At 56.4% G+C, this 17,044-nt stretch carries 15 protein-coding genes and 1 riboswitch; of the genes, 3 read left to right on the top strand and 12 right to left on the bottom strand.

Annotation, left to right across the window (positions count from 1 at the left end; all coding sequences use genetic code 11):
- The 4 genes from ACLD11_RS13845 to araB all read right to left on the bottom strand — a co-directional run.
- On the bottom strand, window positions 1-403 hold a 403-nt coding region (locus ACLD11_RS13845; protein WP_411015016.1), incomplete at its 3' end, for a transposase domain-containing protein.
- A 112-nt stretch (window positions 404-515) separates the two neighbouring features.
- On the bottom strand, window positions 516-1,211 hold the full coding sequence (gene araD, locus ACLD11_RS13840; RefSeq protein WP_411011804.1) for an L-ribulose-5-phosphate 4-epimerase: 696 nt from the start codon (window positions 1,209-1,211) through the stop codon (window positions 516-518).
- A 140-nt stretch (window positions 1,212-1,351) separates the two neighbouring features.
- Window positions 1,352-2,854: an L-arabinose isomerase gene (gene araA, locus ACLD11_RS13835; RefSeq protein ID WP_411011803.1), complete on the bottom strand. Its 1,503-nt coding sequence runs from the start codon at window positions 2,852-2,854 to the stop codon at window positions 1,352-1,354.
- Between the two features lie 10 nt (window positions 2,855-2,864).
- Window positions 2,865-4,574 carry a ribulokinase gene (araB, locus tag ACLD11_RS13830; protein ID WP_411015015.1) on the bottom strand — a complete coding sequence of 570 codons (1,710 nt, stop codon included), beginning with the start codon at window positions 4,572-4,574 and terminating at the stop codon, window positions 2,865-2,867.
- A 340-nt stretch (window positions 4,575-4,914) separates the two neighbouring features.
- Between araB and araC the strand changes: the two genes are divergently transcribed.
- Together araC and ACLD11_RS13820 are read left to right on the top strand one after the other, a co-directional pair.
- A complete protein-coding gene (gene araC, locus ACLD11_RS13825) occupies window positions 4,915-5,760 on the top strand; it encodes an arabinose operon transcriptional regulator AraC (RefSeq protein WP_000852387.1) in 846 nt (281 codons plus the stop codon).
- Window positions 5,761-5,878: 118 nt separating this feature from the next.
- Window positions 5,879-6,646, top strand: coding sequence for a DedA family protein (locus ACLD11_RS13820; RefSeq protein WP_411015014.1), 768 nt, complete (start codon window positions 5,879-5,881; stop codon window positions 6,644-6,646).
- 38 nt (window positions 6,647-6,684) lie between these two features.
- Here the strand turns inward: ACLD11_RS13820 and thiQ are convergent, their stop codons facing one another.
- From thiQ to sgrR, 4 genes are all read right to left on the bottom strand, one after another.
- Window positions 6,685-7,392: a thiamine ABC transporter ATP-binding protein ThiQ gene (gene thiQ, locus ACLD11_RS13815; protein ID WP_023220757.1), complete on the bottom strand. Its 708-nt coding sequence runs from the start codon at window positions 7,390-7,392 to the stop codon at window positions 6,685-6,687.
- Complete coding sequence (gene thiP, locus ACLD11_RS13810; protein ID WP_411015013.1) at window positions 7,376-8,986, bottom strand: thiamine/thiamine pyrophosphate ABC transporter permease ThiP; 1,611 nt, start codon at window positions 8,984-8,986, stop codon at window positions 7,376-7,378. The genes thiQ and thiP overlap by 17 nt, the downstream gene beginning before the upstream one ends.
- Window positions 8,962-9,945: a thiamine ABC transporter substrate binding subunit gene (gene thiB / locus ACLD11_RS13805; protein ID WP_411015012.1), complete on the bottom strand. Its 984-nt coding sequence runs from the start codon at window positions 9,943-9,945 to the stop codon at window positions 8,962-8,964. Before thiB ends, thiP begins: the two co-directional genes overlap by 25 nt.
- Window positions 9,946-9,976: 31 nt before the next feature.
- Window positions 9,977-10,076, bottom strand: a riboswitch (TPP riboswitch).
- A gap of 47 nt (window positions 10,077-10,123) precedes the next feature.
- The gene (sgrR, locus tag ACLD11_RS13800) at window positions 10,124-11,782 is read right to left on the bottom strand and encodes an HTH-type transcriptional regulator SgrR (RefSeq protein ID WP_064043304.1); all 1,659 of its coding nucleotides are present in this window, start codon (window positions 11,780-11,782) and stop codon (window positions 10,124-10,126) included.
- Window positions 11,783-11,874: 92 nt separating this feature from the next.
- On the opposite strand from sgrR, the gene sgrT reads away from it, so the two are divergent.
- Window positions 11,875-11,997 (top strand): glucose uptake inhibitor SgrT, encoded by a 123-nt coding sequence (gene sgrT / locus ACLD11_RS13795; protein ID WP_183059859.1) that lies wholly within the window; start codon window positions 11,875-11,877, stop codon window positions 11,995-11,997.
- Between the two features lie 334 nt (window positions 11,998-12,331).
- Here sgrT and leuD read toward each other — a convergent pair whose 3' ends face one another.
- From leuD to leuA, 4 genes are read right to left on the bottom strand one after another with little or no spacing between them, the layout of a single operon-like run.
- Window positions 12,332-12,937 (bottom strand): 3-isopropylmalate dehydratase small subunit, encoded by a 606-nt coding sequence (gene leuD, locus ACLD11_RS13790; RefSeq protein ID WP_411015011.1) that lies wholly within the window; start codon window positions 12,935-12,937, stop codon window positions 12,332-12,334.
- 10 nt (window positions 12,938-12,947) lie between these two features.
- Window positions 12,948-14,348, bottom strand: a complete 1,401-nt coding sequence (gene leuC / locus ACLD11_RS13785) for a 3-isopropylmalate dehydratase large subunit (protein ID WP_411015010.1) — start codon at window positions 14,346-14,348, stop codon at window positions 12,948-12,950.
- Window positions 14,349-14,350: 2 nt separating this feature from the next.
- Entirely contained in the window at window positions 14,351-15,442 is a 1,092-nt protein-coding gene (gene leuB, locus ACLD11_RS13780; RefSeq protein ID WP_411011798.1) for a 3-isopropylmalate dehydrogenase, read from the bottom strand.
- The gene (leuA, locus tag ACLD11_RS13775; RefSeq protein ID WP_411015009.1) at window positions 15,442-17,013 is read right to left on the bottom strand and encodes a 2-isopropylmalate synthase; all 1,572 of its coding nucleotides are present in this window, start codon (window positions 17,011-17,013) and stop codon (window positions 15,442-15,444) included. Before leuA ends, leuB begins: the two co-directional genes overlap by 1 nt.
- Window positions 17,014-17,044: the final 31 nt, after the last annotated feature.

The following is a 17,044-nucleotide window of genomic DNA, read 5'->3' as shown; positions in this document are numbered from 1 at the left end:
CACCGTCCACCGCCAGCAGTGTCAGACCACACCAGTGCGGATGTGTTGTGGCGCCATGCCAGAGCTGGGCTGTCTGGGTGAACACCCGGCGAACCGCCTCACTTCCCAGACGCTGTCGGGCCTGGATCACAGCGCTGGGAGCGACAAAGGGGCGACTGCCGGGTAACATGATGTCCAGGTGGTTGACGATGTGATGAAGAGGCTTTTCACGCTCCAGCGCCATGCCAACAACGCACCAGACCATCATCTCCAGCGGCAGGCGACGCTTGCGCAGGGTGACAGTTCCCGCCTCTTCAAGGCATCGGGCAATCAGGTCCGGGTCAAGGTAATCCCCGAGAGAAGTCAGAGGGTTACGCAGAGAATCGTAGCGGGAAACGAGATCGAGAGCCTGTCCAATGTGCATAAAAAAATCCGGAAACGGGTGAGCATTTCCGGATTCTTACACAACCACTGGATCGGTCAACCGATCCTTAACTGATCGGCATTACCCCCAATGGGACGCGTTTTTAGAGGCATTACTGCCCGTAATAGGCTTTTGCGCCGTGTTTGCGTAGATAGTGTTTATCCAGAAGGGATTGCTGCATGCCGGGCAACTGTGGCGCAAGCTGGCGGCAGAAGATCCCCATATAGGCCACTTCTTCCAGCACGATGGCGTTATGCACGGCATCCTCGGCATTTTTACCCCAGGCAAACGGGCCGTGCGAATGGACAAGCACGCCGGGCATTTGAGCGGCGTTAATGCCTTGTTTTTCAAAGGCCTCAACAATGACATTGCCCGTTTCCCATTCATACTCGCCATTAATTTCCGCCTCGGTCATTTTGCGAGTGCAGGGAATTGTACCGTAGAAATAGTCGGCATGGGTGGTTCCTGTCGCCGGAATCGACTGACCCGCCTGCGCCCAGATAGTCGCGTGGCGCGAATGGGTGTGTACGATGCCGCCGATAGTCGGAAATGCCTGATATAACAAACGGTGGGTTGGCGTATCGGACGACGGTTTTTTATGACCTTCAACGACTTCACCAGTCTCCAGGCTGACCACCACCATATCGTCAGCGGTCATGACGCTATAATCGACGCCGGACGGCTTAATCACCAATACGCCGCGTTCGCGAACGATGGCACTAACGTTACCCCAGGTGAGGGTGACCAGGTTGTGTTTTGGCAGCGCCAGATTGGCTTCCAGTACCTGGCGTTTGAGATCTTCTAACATTGTTTTCTCCCTGCCGGATGGCGCTTCGCTTATCCGGCCTACGAGCGACGGTGTGCCGGATGGCGACATAAATGCCTTATTCGGCCTACAGGACCGTAGGCCCGGTAAACGCAGTGCCACCGGGCATTCAGACTCCACTTTTAGCGTTTTAAACCGTAATACACCTCGTTCCAGCGCAGAGCGTCCTTAAAGGCTGGCAGACGGGTATCGTTATCAATCACCGCGATTTCGATATCGTGTATTTCTGCGAACTGGCGCATATCGTTCAGATCCAGCGCGTGGCTGAAGACGGTATGGTGCGCGCCGCCAGCCAGAATCCACGCTTCGGAGGCGGTCGGCAGATCCGGCTGCGCCTTCCACAGCGCGTTAGCCACCGGCAGTTTCGGCAGGGAGTGCGGCGTTTTTACGGTGTCAATGCAGTTGACCAGCAGGCGATAACGATCGCCGAGGTCGATCAGACTGGCGACGATCGCCGGGCCGGTTTGGGTATTGAAAATCAAACGCGCCGGATCTTCCTTGCCGCCAATGCCGAGGTGCTGGACGTCGAGGATCGGTTTCTCTTCCACCGCGATGGACGGACACACTTCCAGCATGTGCGAGCCGAGCACCAGATCGTTGCCTTTCTCGAAGTGGTAGGTGTAATCCTCCATAAATGAGGTGCCGCCCTGCAGACCGGTTGACATCACTTTCATAATGCGAAGCAGAGCGGCGGTTTTCCAGTCGCCTTCGCCCGCAAAGCCGTAGCCCTGTTGCATCAGACGCTGTACGGCCAGACCCGGAAGCTGTTTCAGACCGTGTAAATCTTCAAAGGTAGTAGTAAATGCGTGGAAGCCGCCCTGTTCCAGGAAACGCTTCATACCGAGTTCAATACGCGCCGCTTCCCGCACGTTCTGGCGTTTATCGCCGTGGATCCGGGTGGCGGGCGTCAGGGTATAGCTGCTTTCATACTCGTCAATCAGAGCGTTGATATCGCCGTCGCCGATGGAATTCACCACCTGCACCAGATCGCCGACCGCCCAGGTATTGACCGAAAAGCCAAATTTGATTTGCGCGGCCACTTTATCACCGTCAGTCACTGCGACTTCACGCATATTGTCGCCGAAGCGGCAGACTTTTAGCTGGCGGGTATCCTGTTTAGAGACCGCCTGGCGCATCCAGGCGCCGATACGCGTATGGGCCTCTTTATCCTGCCAGTGGCCAGTGACGACCGCGTGCTGCTGGCGCATCCGCGCGCCGATAAAACCGAACTCGCGGCCGCCGTGCGCAGTCTGGTTCAGGTTCATAAAGTCCATATCGATGCTGTCCCACGGCAGGGCGGCGTTAAATTGGGTATGGAATTGCAGTAGTGGTTTGTTAAGGATACTCAGCCCGTTGATCCACATTTTGGCCGGGGAGAAGGTGTGCAGCCAGACCACCAGCCCCGCGCAGCGATCGTCATAATTGGCGTCACGACAAATGGCGGTAATCTCATCCGGCGAGGTGCCCAGCGGTTTTAATACCAGTTTACATGGCAGTTTGGCTTCGGTATTCAGCGTGTTGACCACATGCTCGGCATGTTGAGTGACCTGACGCAGGGTTTCTGCGCCATACAAATGCTGGCTGCCAATCACAAACCATACTTCATAATTATCAAAAATCGTCATTGTCGTGTCCTTAATGAGTCAGGATTGCCTGATTGGCCGGGGTCGTTGGCGCCGGCGCGGCAGTCGGAAGATAATGTTGTTCTGCGCTTAGCGCCCACTGCTGGTAGCGGCGGTAAAGCTGTTCGAAGCGTTGCGCCTGTTCAGGGCAAGGGCGTAGAGTGCGTTCTACCGCGCTCGCCATGCTTTGCTGGGCGGCTGGAATGTCTGCATGGACCTTCGCAGCGACGGCGGCAAAGATAGCGGCGCCTAATGCGCAGCACTGGTCGGAAGCGACGATCTGCAACGGACGATTCAGTACGTCGCAGCAGACCTGCATAATGACCTGATTTTTACGGGCGATGCCGCCAAGCGCCATCACGTTATTGACCGCAATACCTTGATCGGTAAAACACTCCTGAATGGCGCGCGCGCCGAAGGCGGTCGAGGCGACCAAACCGCCAAACAGCGCTGGCGCGTCGGTGGCGAGATTGAGATCGGTAATGACGCCTTTCAGACGCTGATTAGCGTTTGGCGTGCGGCGACCGTTAAACCAGTCGAGCACCACCGGCAGGTGATCCAGGGACGGATTTTTCGCCCAGGCGTCGGTGAGCGCTGGCAGTAGCTGCTTCTGGCTAGCGTTAATCTGATCTTTAAGTTCCGGATGCTGCGCGGCAAGCTGCGCCAGCGGCCAACTGAGTACGCGACCAAACCAGGCGTAAATGTCGCCGAAAGCAGATTGCCCCGCTTCCAGACCGATAAAGTTCGGCACCACGCTGCCGTCAACCTGACCGCAAATGCCTTTCACCGCGCGTTCGCCGACGCTCTGTTTATCCGCAATCAGAATGTCGCAGGTAGACGTGCCGATGACTTTTACCAGCGTATTGGGCTGTGCGCCCGCGCCGACCGCGCCCATGTGACAGTCGAACGCGCCGCCGGAAATCACCACGCTTTCCGGCAAGCCGAGGCGCTGCGCCCATTCGGCGCACAGGGTGCCCACGGGCAGATCGGCGGTGAAGGTTTCGCTAAATAACGGGTAGCGCAGATGACGGTTAATGCACGGATCGAGTTCATCAAAGAAGCTCGCGGGCGGCAGGCCGCCCCAGCTTTCATGCCACAGCGTTTTGTGCCCGGCGCTGCAGCGGCCACGGCGGATATCCTGCGGGCGAGTGGTGCCGGAAAGCAGCGCCGGCACCCAGTCACACAGTTCAATCCACGAGACGGCGGCCTGCGCGACGGCGCTATCCTGACGGGTGACGTGCAGAATCTTTGCCCAGAACCATTCGCTGGAGTAAATGCCGCCAATATAGCGGGAGTAGTCGACCTTGCCTGGCTTATGGCACAGACGAGTGATTTCATCGGCCTCTTCCACGGCGGTGTGATCTTTCCACAGCACAAACATCGCATTCGGGTTCTCGGCGAACTCCGGACGCAGCGCCAGGACGTTACCGTCGGCGTCAATCGGCGCTGGCGTAGAACCGGTGCTGTCAACGCCAATGCCAACGACATTTGCGCGTTGCGCGGCGCTTAATTGTGCCAAAACGGCTTTCAGCGCGGCCTCCATTGACTCCATGTAGTCGCGCGGATGATGACGGAACTGGTTGTTCGGGCCGTCGCAATAACGGCCTTCTTGCCAGCGCGGATACCACTCTACACTGGTGGCGATCTCGTCGCCGGTGGCGCAGTCCACTGCCAGAGCGCGCACTGAATCACTGCCAAAATCGAGGCCAATTGCAATTGCCATCGTCTTACTCCATCCAGAAAAACAGGTATGGAGAAACAGTAGAGAGTCGCGGCAAAAACCGTCAGGCAGGATCCGCTAATCTTATGGACAAAAATGCTAATGCTTTGCAAAGTGTGACGCTGTGCAAATATTCAATGTGGACATTCCAGCCATAGTTATAGACACTTCTGTTGCTTAATTTTATCGCCTGAACTGTACGCTTTTGTTACAAAGCGCTTTTCACAAGCGGGGTTGATACGTGCTTTCATCACGCGCAAGGTCTTGCGGAGACGTAACTTCTTTCGTCCTGGTCAATATGGACAATTTGTTTCTTCTCTGAACATCGGGGGGTAGAGAAATAATGGCTGAAACGCAAAATGATCCGCTATTGCCGGGATATTCATTTAATGCCCATCTGGTCGCCGGACTGACGCCAATTGAAGCGAATGGATACCTGGATTTTTTTATCGATCGTCCGTTGGGCATGAAGGGATATATTCTTAACCTGACCATCCGCGGAGAGGGCGTCATTAATAATAATGGCGAGCAGTTTGTCTGTCGGCCTGGCGATATATTATTGTTTCCGCCGGGCGAGATTCATCACTATGGACGGCATCCGGACGCCAGCGAGTGGTATCACCAGTGGGTTTACTTCCGGCCCCGCGCCTACTGGCAAGAGTGGCTGACCTGGCCGACAATCTTTGCCCAGACAGGATTTTTCCGCCCGGACGAGGCGCGCCAGCCGCATTTCAGCGAACTGTTCGGGCAGATCATCAGCGCCGGGCAAGGGGAAGGTCGCTATTCTGAGCTACTGGCGATCAATCTGCTGGAGCAGTTGTTGCTCAGACGTATGGCGGTAATTAATGAGTCGTTGCATCCGCCGATGGATAGCCGTGTGCGCGATGCCTGCCAGTATATCAGCGACCATCTGGCGGACAGCCATTTTGATATCGCCAGCGTCGCCCAGCATGTCTGCCTGTCGCCCTCCCGGTTATCGCATCTGTTCCGCCAGCAGTTAGGCATTAGCGTATTGAGTTGGCGCGAAGATCAGCGTATCAGCCAGGCGAAACTCCTGCTTAGCACTACGCGAATGCCGATAGCGACCGTTGGGCGCAATGTTGGATTTGACGATCAGCTCTATTTTTCGCGGGTATTTAAAAAATGCACCGGGGCAAGTCCTAGCGAGTTCAGGGCCGGATGTGAATAAAAAGTGAATGATGTGTCCACAAAGATGTCATAAGCCGTAACTATTCGGATAATTGACGGCTTGACGAAGGGGGACGGGGTAAGCAGAATCCCTGCTTCATCACGCTGACGGACACACTATGCAAGCACTGCTGGAACACTTTATCACCCAATCCGCTCTCTATTCGCTTATCGCCGTGTTACTGGTCGCCTTCCTGGAATCGCTGGCGCTGGTGGGGTTGATTTTACCCGGTACGGTACTGATGGCGGGGCTGGGCGCGCTTATCGGCAGCGGCGAGCTCAATTTTTGGCATGCCTGGCTGGTGGGTATTATCGGCTGTCTGATGGGCGACTGGATTTCGTTCTGGCTGGGGTGGCGCTTTAAAAAGCCGCTACACCGCTGGTCTTTTATGAAAAAGAACAAGTCGCTGCTGGATAAAACCGAACACGCGCTGCATCAGCACAGTATGTTCACGATCCTGGTCGGACGTTTTGTCGGTCCGACGAGGCCTCTGGTGCCGATGGTGGCAGGGATGCTGGATCTTCCCGTGGCGAAATTTATTGGGCCGAACTTGATTGGCTGTTTGCTGTGGCCGCCGTTTTATTTCCTGCCGGGCATTCTGGCGGGAGCGGCAATCGATATTCCTTCCGATATGCAGAGCGGAGATTTCAAATGGCTGCTGCTGGCGACGGCGTTGCTGCTGTGGGTCGGAGGCTGGCTATGCTGGCGGCTGTGGCGCAGCGGCAAAGCGGCAGTCGATCGTTTAACCGCGTATTTCCCCCGCAGCCGTTTGCTGTATCTGGCGCCGTTGACGCTCGGGATCGGCGTGGTCGCGCTGGTGGTGCTGATTCGCCACCCGCTGATGCCGGTATATATCGATATTCTGCGCAAAGTTGTGGGTTACTAACGATTCCTTTGCCGGATGGCGGCTTCGCCTTATCCGGCCTACAAAATATGGGATTTGATGCCCAATAGCGCTGAGGCGCTGGCTTGACCGCTGAGTAGCTCGTCTGTTTTGCCTTGCCACGCAATGCGTCCGTCGGCCACGACGATTGACCGGGGCGCAATTCGCGCCGCATCTTCCACGCTGTGCGAGACCATCAACAGCGTGAGCTGCCGCTCGCGGCAGATATCGCTGACCAGCGTCAGCATCTCCTGGCGCAGCGCGGGATCGAGTGCGGAGAACGGTTCATCCAGCAACAGTACCGGCTGTTCACGTACCAGGCAGCGCGCCAGAGCTACCCGCTGACGCTGGCCGCCGGACAGTTCGCCCGGCAAACGCGCCATCAGACTCTCAATGCCCATCTGACGTGCGATAGCGTCCCGTTTTTCCCGCTGGCTGGCATTTAGCGTTAACCCAGGGTTTAGCCCCAGACCGATATTTTGCTGCACATTCAGGTGGCTGAATAAATTATTCTCCTGAAACAGCATTGAGACCGGACGGCGTGAGGGCGGCGTAAGCGTATGATCGTCGCCGGCAATCAGTAGCGTACCGCTGGCAGGCGCAAGAAAACCGGCAATTAAATTCAACAACGTGCTTTTCCCCGCGCCGCTGGGGCCAAGAATCGCCACCTGCTCGCCGCGTTCTACCGCCAGCGTAAAACGCATCGGCAAATGATGGTAAAGCCAGGTGATATCAATCAGTTTTAGCATGTCGGCCCGGTAGTTTCTCTATGAGGGTAAATAACGTAAAGCAGAGCAGCAATAGTATCAGCGCGGTCACCGCGCCGTCCTGGCTGCGGTAGGAGCCGATCTGCTGATACAGATAAAACGGCAGCGTGCGGAAATTGTCATTGCCGAAAAGCGCGACGACGCCAAAATCACCGATAGAAAGTACGCAGGCAAACGCCAGCGCCTGCGCCAGCGGACGTTTCAGCGCCCGCAGTTCCACGACCTTTAACCGCGACCAGCCTTCAATTCCTAATGACTGGCACAGCATTCCATAACGGGCGGTAATATCGCGCATTGGGTTTTCCAGGACTTTTAGCGCGTAGGGGATTGCCATCAGCGCATTGGTGAAAATCACGATGCCGTCGGCGGATTCCGGTAAGCCAACGCTGTTATTGAGCAGTAAAAAGAAGCCTGTCGCCAGCACGATCCCCGGCATCGCGAGGATCAACATCCCGCTGAGTTCCAGCGTTTGTCCGGCGAATAGTTGCTGGCGTTGGCGTAGCTCGCGGCTACTCCACAGCAGCATCATGGTCAGCACCACACACAGAACGCCCGCCGCCAGCGCAATGCGTAGCGATGTCCAGACAGCCTGCCACAGAATGGGTTGCGCCAGCACCTGCGGCAGGCTGCGGTTAACGCCATCGACCACCACGGCGACCAGCGGCGGAAGCAGCAGCAGCAGCGCCAGCACGATTAATAAGGCGTCCGTCAGACGGCTGTGGAGACGATCGTCAGGATCGCGCCAGCCCTGCGTCAGCGTCATCCCCGGCGCAATCGCTTTGCTCAAACGTTGGCTTAGCAGCACCAGCGCCAGGCAGCAGACCATCTGGATTAATGCCAGCATCGCCGCGCAGGCGGGATCGTAGTCATAACTGAGCGCCTGAAAGATAGCCAGTTCGATAGTGGTGGCCTGCGGGCCGCCGCCGAGCGACAGGACCGTTGCGAAACTGGCGAAGCAGAGCATAAAAATCAGCGCCGCGACGGGCGGAATTTGGCGGCGCAGCCACGGCCATTCGACAAAACGGAAAAAATGCCAGCCGCGCATACCGAGCTGGGCGGCGAGCTGGCGCTGCTCGCCGGGAATGCTTTCCAACGATTGCAGCAACAAACGGCTCGCCATTGGCAGGTTAAAAAAGACGTGCGCCAGTAAAATGCCCTGCAAGCCGTAGGGGGAGAATGTCCACTGAAGCCCCAGCATCTGCCACAGCGAGGCCAGCCAGCCCTGACGGCCATACACGCTAAGAATACCGAACACGGCAACCAGTACCGGCAGAATCAGCGTCATGGCGCATAGACGCAGCAGCGCCAGACGTCCAGGAAAACGGCGTCGATAAAGCGCGCGAGCGAGAAAAACCGCCGGGACCACAGACAGCACTGCGGACAGAAACGCCTGCCAGAATGAGAAGCGCACCACATGCCACAGGTAGCTATCCCGCCAGATTGCCGACCACGCGCCCGCCGGCGCGTTCAGCCAAAGCGCCAGAAAGGCCGCCAGCGAGACGGTTATCATCAGCGCGGCGGCGCACAGCCCCGGAACCAGCCAGCCGGGAATTAACGGCTGACGGCGCGTTGCCATTCGCTAATCCATGCCTGGCGTTGTGCTGCCACTTGTTGCGGCGTGAATTCCAGCGTTGTGGCGGGTTTGGCCAATGATTCAAACCCTGCTGGTAAGGCGACGTCCGCTACCGGGTACATCCAGTTGCCGGTGGGTATGGCGTTCTGAAACGCCGGAGAAACCATAAATTTGAGGAATTTCTCAGCCAGTTCCGGCTGCTTACTGGCGACGGTACGCGCCGCGACTTCTACCTGTAAGTAATGGCCTTCGCTGAAGTTCGCGGCGGCGTAATTGTCCTTCTTCTCTTCAATAATGTGATATGCCGGAGAGGTGGTGTAACTGAGCACCAAATCGCTTTCATCTTTCAGAAATAAACCGTAGGCCTCGCTCCAGCCTTTCGTCACCGTCACCGTTTTGGCCGCCAGTTTTTGCCAGGCCTGCGGCGCGTTATCGCCATAGACTTTGCGCATCCACAGTAACAGCCCCAGCCCTGGCGTACTGGTACGCGGGTCCTGATAAATCACCCGCCATTTTTGATCGCTCTCGACCAGTTCTTTCAGGCTTTTCGGCGGATTTTTCAGCTTGCTTTTATCGTAGACAAAGGCGAAATAGCCGTAATCGAACGGCACAAATGTGTCGTTTTTCCAGCCGCCGGGCACCTTGACCGCCTCATTCGCCACGCCGCTTTTGGCAAAAAGTTTAGTTTGCGTGGCCGCCTCCAGCAGATTATTGTCCAGCCCCAACACCACATCGGCTTTGCTGTTCTTCCCCTCCATCCGCAGGCGGTTGAGCAGCGAAACGCCATCCTCCAGCGCCACCAGTTTCAGCTCGCAGTTGCAATCGGCTTCAAACGCTTTTTTCACCGCCGGGCCTGGCCCCCAGTCGGCGGCGAACGAGTCGTAGGTATAGACGGTGAGAACGGGTTTGGCGAAAGCAGGCGCCGCGCACAGGAGTAAAAGCGGAAGATATTTTTTTAACACTTTGCACCTCAGTTAAAGAGTGGCAAAGGACTTGAGAGGTAGCCTCAAATCCCTTCGCCGGCATTATCCGGATCAGGTTCGACGGGTATTTTCTCAGCGCGCGCATGAGCGCGGCACCCCGTTGAGTTCGGCGTTAGTGTAGTGATTTTGTTGCCGGGCAGCAATTAAGAGCTGGCTTTTAAGGATCCGGCGGCGCAAACCACGCCGATTTAAAATCAAACCAGCCGAGGGTATTCATGCGCAGCCCGCGCATACTGCGTTGTCCCTGGATAATCAGCCAGTGGTGGATCAGCGGCACAATCGCTTTGTTGGCCAGCAGTTGCTGGCACCAGTTCGCCAGGTTCATCTCGCCAGCGCGCCACTGCGCGGCGTCGCCCTGCCAGTCGCGCGGAATGCAGTTCTGCAAGAGTGGTACTTCGCACAGGTGCGCGAACAGCGAGAAATCCAGCGGCAGCGTAAAGTTAGCACTATTGAGCCAGATATCGCTTTCGATCTCGCCGGCGTGCCATTGATCGTAGTCGATCTCCTGAATATGCAGATGCACCTGATGTTCAGCCAGAAGCGCGCTCATGATACGGGCGATAACCCGGTGCTCAATGTGTTCGCGATAGAAGGTCAGCGTGAGGGTTTCCAGCCCGGCGGGTTTTTCGCCCGGGCCTGGACGGGCGTGATGCCAGCGCGGTAAAAGCCCATAGGCCGGGAACCAGAGCTGCTGTAGCGGTTCATCGGCATGATAGAGTAAATTGGTGGGGGAGAGGACGTGGCTTACCCATTCTCTGACCTGCGGATGCGCGCCGCGCGGCGTTCTGGCGTCGAATAGCAGGTAATAGCACCCCTCTTCCAGTCGGCTTTCTATCGCTTTTTCACCGCCTTGTATCGGCCCTTCCAGCATCAAGCCGCAGGCCGGTTCTTCACTGATATCCGGCAGTACCCAGACGTTCACTTCGTCTATCAACGCCCGATAGCCGAAGTAGTCATCAAAGGCGAGTATCTTGAGTTGGTTTGGCGTATTACGCCGCACGGCATAAGGCCCGGTGCCGATAGGGTGGCTGGCGAAATTAGCCAGCGTTTCCCACTCCCGCGGCAAAATCATCGCCGGGACCTGGCCCAGCAGCCACGGCAACCAGCGATCCGGCTGGGAAAGATGAATATCCAGCGTCCACGCGGTAGGGGAGTCTATCTTTGTGATGTGCGAGTAAAGCGGAAGCGTATTGATACGCGTCAGCGAGGCGATGACATCTTCCATCTCCAGCTCGCGGCCATGATGAAAATGAATGCCGGGGCGCAGGTAGAAGCGCCACAGTAAAGGGGAAATTTGCTGCCAGTGGTGCGCAATGTCCGCTTCCAGTTCCCCGTTTTCCTCATTTACCCGCGTGAGCGAACTGAAAATTTGCCGGGCAATATGAGTTTCCGAGCGACGTAATGCGGTTCCCGGCAGGAGATTGTGCATCGGACGATAGTAAAGAACCCGCAGAATATGCCGCCCCTGGCGGAAGCTGCGTCCCAGATGGGAAATCAGCATTTGCCTGACAGCGCTTTTATCGCCGACCAGTTGTACCAGTTGATCGATTCGATCTTGTTCCAGCAGGTCTTCCGCCCGCTGCTGTTGCAGCGCCAGTCCGGTATACAGGAACGTCAGACGCGAACGCTTTCCGCGTCCGACCTCGGCTTCCCATGTTAGCCAACCGCGCGCCTGCATCGTATTTAGTAGCGTACGCATATGGCGACGCGAACAGTTCAGCAGATCCGCCAGCTCATTAAGCGTGGTGTCTTGCGTTTTACCGTCACAACATTGCCAGAGACGGATAAATTGTTGTTGCAGGCGACCTGAGGGCATAAAAGGGGAACTCCGATGAAAAACTCAGCAATTTTATTATCCCTATATTAGGCCAATAATACCTTTCGATGAAGCAAGAGGAAGAGGTCACTATGCACCAGTTCTGGTTGAGATATTTTGCCGCGACGGAAAAAACGTCCTGGCTGGCTTGCCTGAGCGCGTCGCAGCGCTTAAAAATGCTCGCGGAACTGATGCAGTGGGAGGCGACCGATTGAAGCCAATTGCAGACATCATGTGTGACTGAGTATTGGTGTAGGCGATAGCCTAAAATCACCCGCCAGCAGAGAATACCTGCTGGCTTTTTTTATTTCGGCTGTTTCTGGATAACGACGATGGGACGGCGTCTCAACGGGATTTATACGGCGGTTTCTGTGGTCACGCGGGGGTGAGCGGGTGAGTAAAAGGCGTATAAAAAATGCCGGAATATCCCCGGCATGAGCGACCGATGAGTAACCCGAAGTTTGATGGCGCTACGCTTATCTGGCCTACAGAATATAGTGGCAACCGGGTGATATTGCATAACCTGTAGGCCCGGTAAGGCGTGAAAGGTTACCGCATAAATGCCGGTTGTTTATTTTCGTAGGCGGCAATCGCGTCTTCGTGCTGCAGCGTCAGCCCGATGCTGTCCAGACCGTTCAACATGCAGTGGCGGCGGAAGTCGTCGATTTTAAAGCTGTAGGTTTTATCGCCTGCTTTCACCACCTGTGCTTCCAGATCCACTTCAAAATGAATCCCCGGATTGGCTTTCACCAGAGCAAACAGCTCATCGACCTGTGCGTCGCTCAGGGTTACCGGCAGCAGTTGGTTGTTAAAGCTGTTGCCGTAGAAAATGTCGGCGAAGCTTGGCGCGATCACCACTTTAAAGCCGTAGTCGGTCAACGCCCACGGCGCGTGTTCGCGTGAAGAGCCGCAGCCAAAGTTCTCCCGCGCCAGCAGTATCGACGCGCCTTGATATTCCGGAAAGTTCAGCACGAATTCCGGATTTGGCTGTTGGCCATTTTCGTCCAGGAAGCGCCAGTCGTTAAACAGATGGGCGCCAAAACCGGTGCGCGTAACCTTCTGCAAAAACTGTTTAGGGATAATTGCATCGGTATCGACGTTGGCGGCATCCAGTGGGACAACCAGGCCGGTATGCTGGGTAAATTTCTCTGCCATGGTAGTTTCCTTATTTGATGCTGCGAATGTCGGCGAAGTGGCCGGTAACGGCGGCAGCGGCGGCCATCGCCGGGCTGACTAAATGCGTGCGACCCCCGCGGCCCTGACGGCCTTCAAAGTTACGGTTGCTGGTGGATGCGCAGCGCTCGCCCGGGTTCAGGCGGTCATTATTCATGGCCAGGCACATGGAACAGCCCGGTAAGCGCCATTCAAATCCTGCTTCGATAAAGATCTTGTCCAGACCTTCCGCTTCCGCCTGCGCTTTCACCGGACCTGAACCCGGCACCACCAGCGCCTGCACGCCCGGCGCAACTTTGCGCCCTTTGGCGACTTCCGCCGCCGCGCGCAAATCTTCAATGCGCGAATTGGTACAAGAGCCGATAAAGACTTTATCGATAGCAACGTCCGTTAACGGTATGCCCGGCTGTAAGCCCATATAAGCCAGCGCTTTTTCGGCGCTGGCGCGCTCAACCGGATCGCTAAAGGAGGCGGGATCGGGGATGATGTCGGTGACGGAAATCACCTGGCCCGGATTCGTGCCCCAGGTCACCTGCGGCGCGATCTCTTCTGCTCGCAGGGTGACGACAGTATCAAAGGTCGCGCCGTCATCGGTTTTCAGCGTTTTCCAGTACTCGACGGCTTCGTCAAAATCGCGGCCCTTCGGCGCGTGCAAACGCCCTTTTACGTAGTTGAAAGTGGTTTCATCCGGGGCGACCAGACCGGCTTTGGCGCCCATCTCAATCGCCATATTGCACAGCGTCATGCGGCCTTCCATACTCAGCGCGCGGATAGCGTCGCCGCAAAATTCCACCACGTGTCCGGTGCCGCCGGCGCTGCCGGTTTTACCGATGATCGCCAGCACGATGTCTTTGGCGGTAATGCCCGGCGCGGCGTTGCCCGTGACTTCAATCTTCATGGTTTTAGCGCGCCCCTGTTTCAGGGTTTGCGTCGCCAGTACATGTTCTACCTCAGAAGTGCCTATGCCGAAGGCCAGCGCGCCAAACGCGCCGTGGGTGGCGGTGTGGGAGTCGCCGCAGACGATGGTCATGCCCGGCAGGGTGACGCCCTGTTCCGGCCCCATCACATGGACGATGCCCTGATACGGGTGATTCAGGTCATACAGCTCGACGCCGAACTCGCTACAGTTCTTAATCAGCTCCTGCATCTGGATACGCGCCATTTCACCGGAAGCATTAATGTCTTTAGTCTGCGTCGAGACGTTGTGATCCATCGTGGCGAAGGTTTTCCCTGGCTGACGTACCGGACGATGGTGCGCGCGCAGACCGTCAAACGCCTGCGGCGAGGTGACTTCATGCACCAGGTGGCGGTCGATGTACAGCAGCGGCGTTTCGTTTGGCGCCTCAAAGACCACGTGGGCATCAAATAATTTTTCGTATAATGTTTTGGCCATGATTACACCCCTTCTGCGACATAGCGGGCGATAATATCGCCCATCTCATCGGTACTGACTGCGGCAGCGCCCCTGGCTAAATCGCCGGTGCGAACGCCCTCTTCTAATGCGCGATTGATCGCCTGTTCAATGGCCGTTGCCGCATCGTTGGCATCCAGGCTGTAGCGCAGCAGCAACGCCAGCGACAAGATCTGCGCAATTGGATTGGCGATATTTTTCCCGGCGATATCCGGCGCGGAGCCGCCAGCCGGTTCATACAGGCCAAACCCTTGCTCGTTCAGGCTGGCGGAGGGCAACATCCCCATTGAGCCGGTGATCATGGCGCATTCGTCGGACAGAATGTCGCCGAACAGGTTAGAGCACAGCAGTACGTCAAACTGCGACGGGTCTTTAATCAACTGCATGGTGGCGTTATCGATATACATGTGCGCGAGTTCCACATCGGGATACGTTTTCGCGACATCATTGACGATCTCACGCCACAGGATAGAGCTTTGCAGTACGTTGGCTTTATCAATAGAGGTGACTTTACGGCGGCGTTTACGCGCCGATTCAAAGGCGATACGGGCAATGCGCTCGATCTCAAAGCGGTGATAAACTTCGGTATCAAAGGCTTTTTCGTACTGACCGCTGCCTTCACGGCCTTTTGGCTGTCCGAAATAGATCCCGCCGGTCAGCTCGCGCACGCACAGGATATCGAAACCGTTAGCGGCGATATCGGCGCGCAACGGGCAAAATGCTTCCAGTCCCTGATACAGTTTCGCCGGACGCAGGTTACTGAATAATTTGAAATGTTTGCGCAGCGGCAGCAGAGCGCCGCGCTCTGGCTGGCTTTCCGGGGGCAAATTTTCCCATTTCGGGCCGCCGACGGAGCCAAACAGAATGGCATCCGCCTGCTCACACCCTTCAACGGTGGCTTTCGGCAGTGGATGACCATGATTGTCGATAGCAATACCGCCGGCGTCATAGCGGCTGGTGGTGATACGCATATCAAAACGACTGCGTACCGCATCCATAACTTTCAGGGCTTGCGCCATGACTTCCGGGCCGATACCGTCGCCCGGCAGTACGGCAATATGATAGTTCTTCGACATTACACGGTTTCCTTGTTGTTCTCTTTATTTTGAGCTTTGCGTTGCAATTCTTTTTCAACTTCGGCGGCGCGCCAGATATTGTTCAGTACGTGCACCATCGCTTTGGCGGAGGATTCGACGATATCCGTCGCCAGCCCGACGCCGTGGAAGCGGCGACCATGATGGTTCACGACGATATCGACCTGACCCAGCGCGTCTTTGCCCTGGCCTTTGGCGTTCAGGTCGTATTTAACCAACTCAACGTCGTAGCCAGTGATGCGGTTAATCGCCTGATAGATGGCGTCGACCGGGCCGTTGCCGTTCGCCGCTTCGGCCTTGATCTTTTCACCACAGGCCAGCTTCACGGAAGCGGTGGCGATATCGCTGGAGCCGGACTGCACGCTGAAGTAATCCAGACGGAAATGCTCTGGTTCTTCTTGCTGTTTATTAATAAACGCCAGCGCTTCCAGGTCATAGTCGAACACCTGGCCTTTTTTGTCCGCCAGCTTCAGGAACGCGTCGTACAGGTGGTCCATGTTGTAGTCTGTGTCCTTGTAACCCATCTCTTCCATGCGATGTTTCACGGCGGCACGGCCAGAGCGGGAGGTCAGGTTCAGCTGTATCTGGTTCAGACCGATGGACTCTGGCGTCATGATTTCATAGTTTTCGCGGTTCTTGAGGACGCCATCCTGGTGGATGCCGGAAGAGTGGGCGAAAGCGCCGCTGCCGACAATCGCTTTGTTGGCCGGGATCGGCATGTTACAGATCTGGCTGACGGTCTGGCTGGTGCGCCAGATTTCGTGGTGATTGATGTTGGTGTGTACGTTCATGATGTCTTTGCGTACTTTAATCGCCATGATCACTTCTTCCAGTGCGCAGTTACCGGCACGTTCTCCGATGCCGTTCATCGCGCCTTCAACCTGACGCGCGCCCGCATGTACTGCCGCCAGCGAGTTGCCTACCGCTATCCCTAAATCGTCGTGGGTATGAACGGAGATGATAGCTTTGTCGATATTGGGGACACGTTCATACAGGCCGGAAATGATTCCCGCGAACTCAAACGGCATGGTATAGCCCACGGTATCGGGAATATTAATGGTTCTCGCGCCGGCGTTTATAGCGGCTTCCACCACGCGCGCCAGATCGTCAACAGGCGTCCGGCCAGCATCTTCGCAGGAGAACTCCACGTCATCAGTGTAATTACGCGCACGCTTAACCATGTATACCGCGCGTTCGATGACCTCATCCAGCGTGCTGCGCAGCTTGGTGGCGATGTGCATTGGCGAGGTGGCGATAAAAGTATGAATACGAAACGCGTCGGCGACCTTCAGCGCCTGTGCCGCGACGTCGATGTCTTTTTCTACACAACGCGCCAGGGCGCAAACGCGACTGTTTTTGATGGTGCGGGCGATGGTTTGGACAGATTCAAAATCACCCGGAGAAGAGACCGGGAAGCCCACTTCCATGACATCAACACCCATGCGCTCAAGGGCCAGGGCAATCTGCAGCTTCTCTTTCGCGCTCAGGCTGGCCTGTAACGCTTGTTCGCCGTCGCGTAAGGTCGTATCAAAAATAATGACTTGCTGGCTCATGATGTGGTCCTTGTCTCCAGGGGCGCCTTGC

This window comes from Salmonella sp. 741265116_PST (assembly GCF_046567715.1).
Lineage (GTDB): Bacteria > Pseudomonadota > Gammaproteobacteria > Enterobacterales > Enterobacteriaceae > Salmonella > Salmonella enterica.
The sequence above is the reverse complement of the archived record's forward strand: the minus strand, read 5'-3'. Positions and strand labels throughout refer to the sequence as shown.

Coding starts and splice junctions, on each gene's coding strand:
- araD (WP_411011804.1), bottom strand. CDS start 1,211: ATGTTAGAAGATCTCAAACGCCAGGTACTGGAAGCCAATCTGGCGCTG.
- araA (WP_411011803.1), bottom strand. CDS start 2,854: ATGACGATTTTTGATAATTATGAAGTATGGTTTGTGATTGGCAGCCAG.
- sgrR (WP_064043304.1), bottom strand. CDS start 11,782: ATGCCCTCAGGTCGCCTGCAACAACAATTTATCCGTCTCTGGCAATGT.
- leuC (WP_411015010.1), bottom strand. CDS start 14,348: ATGGCCAAAACATTATACGAAAAATTATTTGATGCCCACGTGGTCTTT.
- leuB (WP_411011798.1), bottom strand. CDS start 15,442: ATGTCGAAGAACTATCATATTGCCGTACTGCCGGGCGACGGTATCGGC.
- leuD (WP_411015011.1), bottom strand. CDS start 12,937: ATGGCAGAGAAATTTACCCAGCATACCGGCCTGGTTGTCCCACTGGAT.
- thiQ (WP_023220757.1), bottom strand. CDS start 7,392: ATGCTAAAACTGATTGATATCACCTGGCTTTACCATCATTTGCCGATG.
- araC (WP_000852387.1), top strand. CDS start 4,915: ATGGCTGAAACGCAAAATGATCCGCTATTGCCGGGATATTCATTTAAT.
- leuA (WP_411015009.1), bottom strand. CDS start 17,013: ATGAGCCAGCAAGTCATTATTTTTGATACGACCTTACGCGACGGCGAA.
- thiP (WP_411015013.1), bottom strand. CDS start 8,986: ATGGCAACGCGCCGTCAGCCGTTAATTCCCGGCTGGCTGGTTCCGGGG.
- araB (WP_411015015.1), bottom strand. CDS start 4,574: ATGGCAATTGCAATTGGCCTCGATTTTGGCAGTGATTCAGTGCGCGCT.
- sgrT (WP_183059859.1), top strand. CDS start 11,875: ATGCACCAGTTCTGGTTGAGATATTTTGCCGCGACGGAAAAAACGTCC.
- ACLD11_RS13820 (WP_411015014.1), top strand. CDS start 5,879: ATGCAAGCACTGCTGGAACACTTTATCACCCAATCCGCTCTCTATTCG.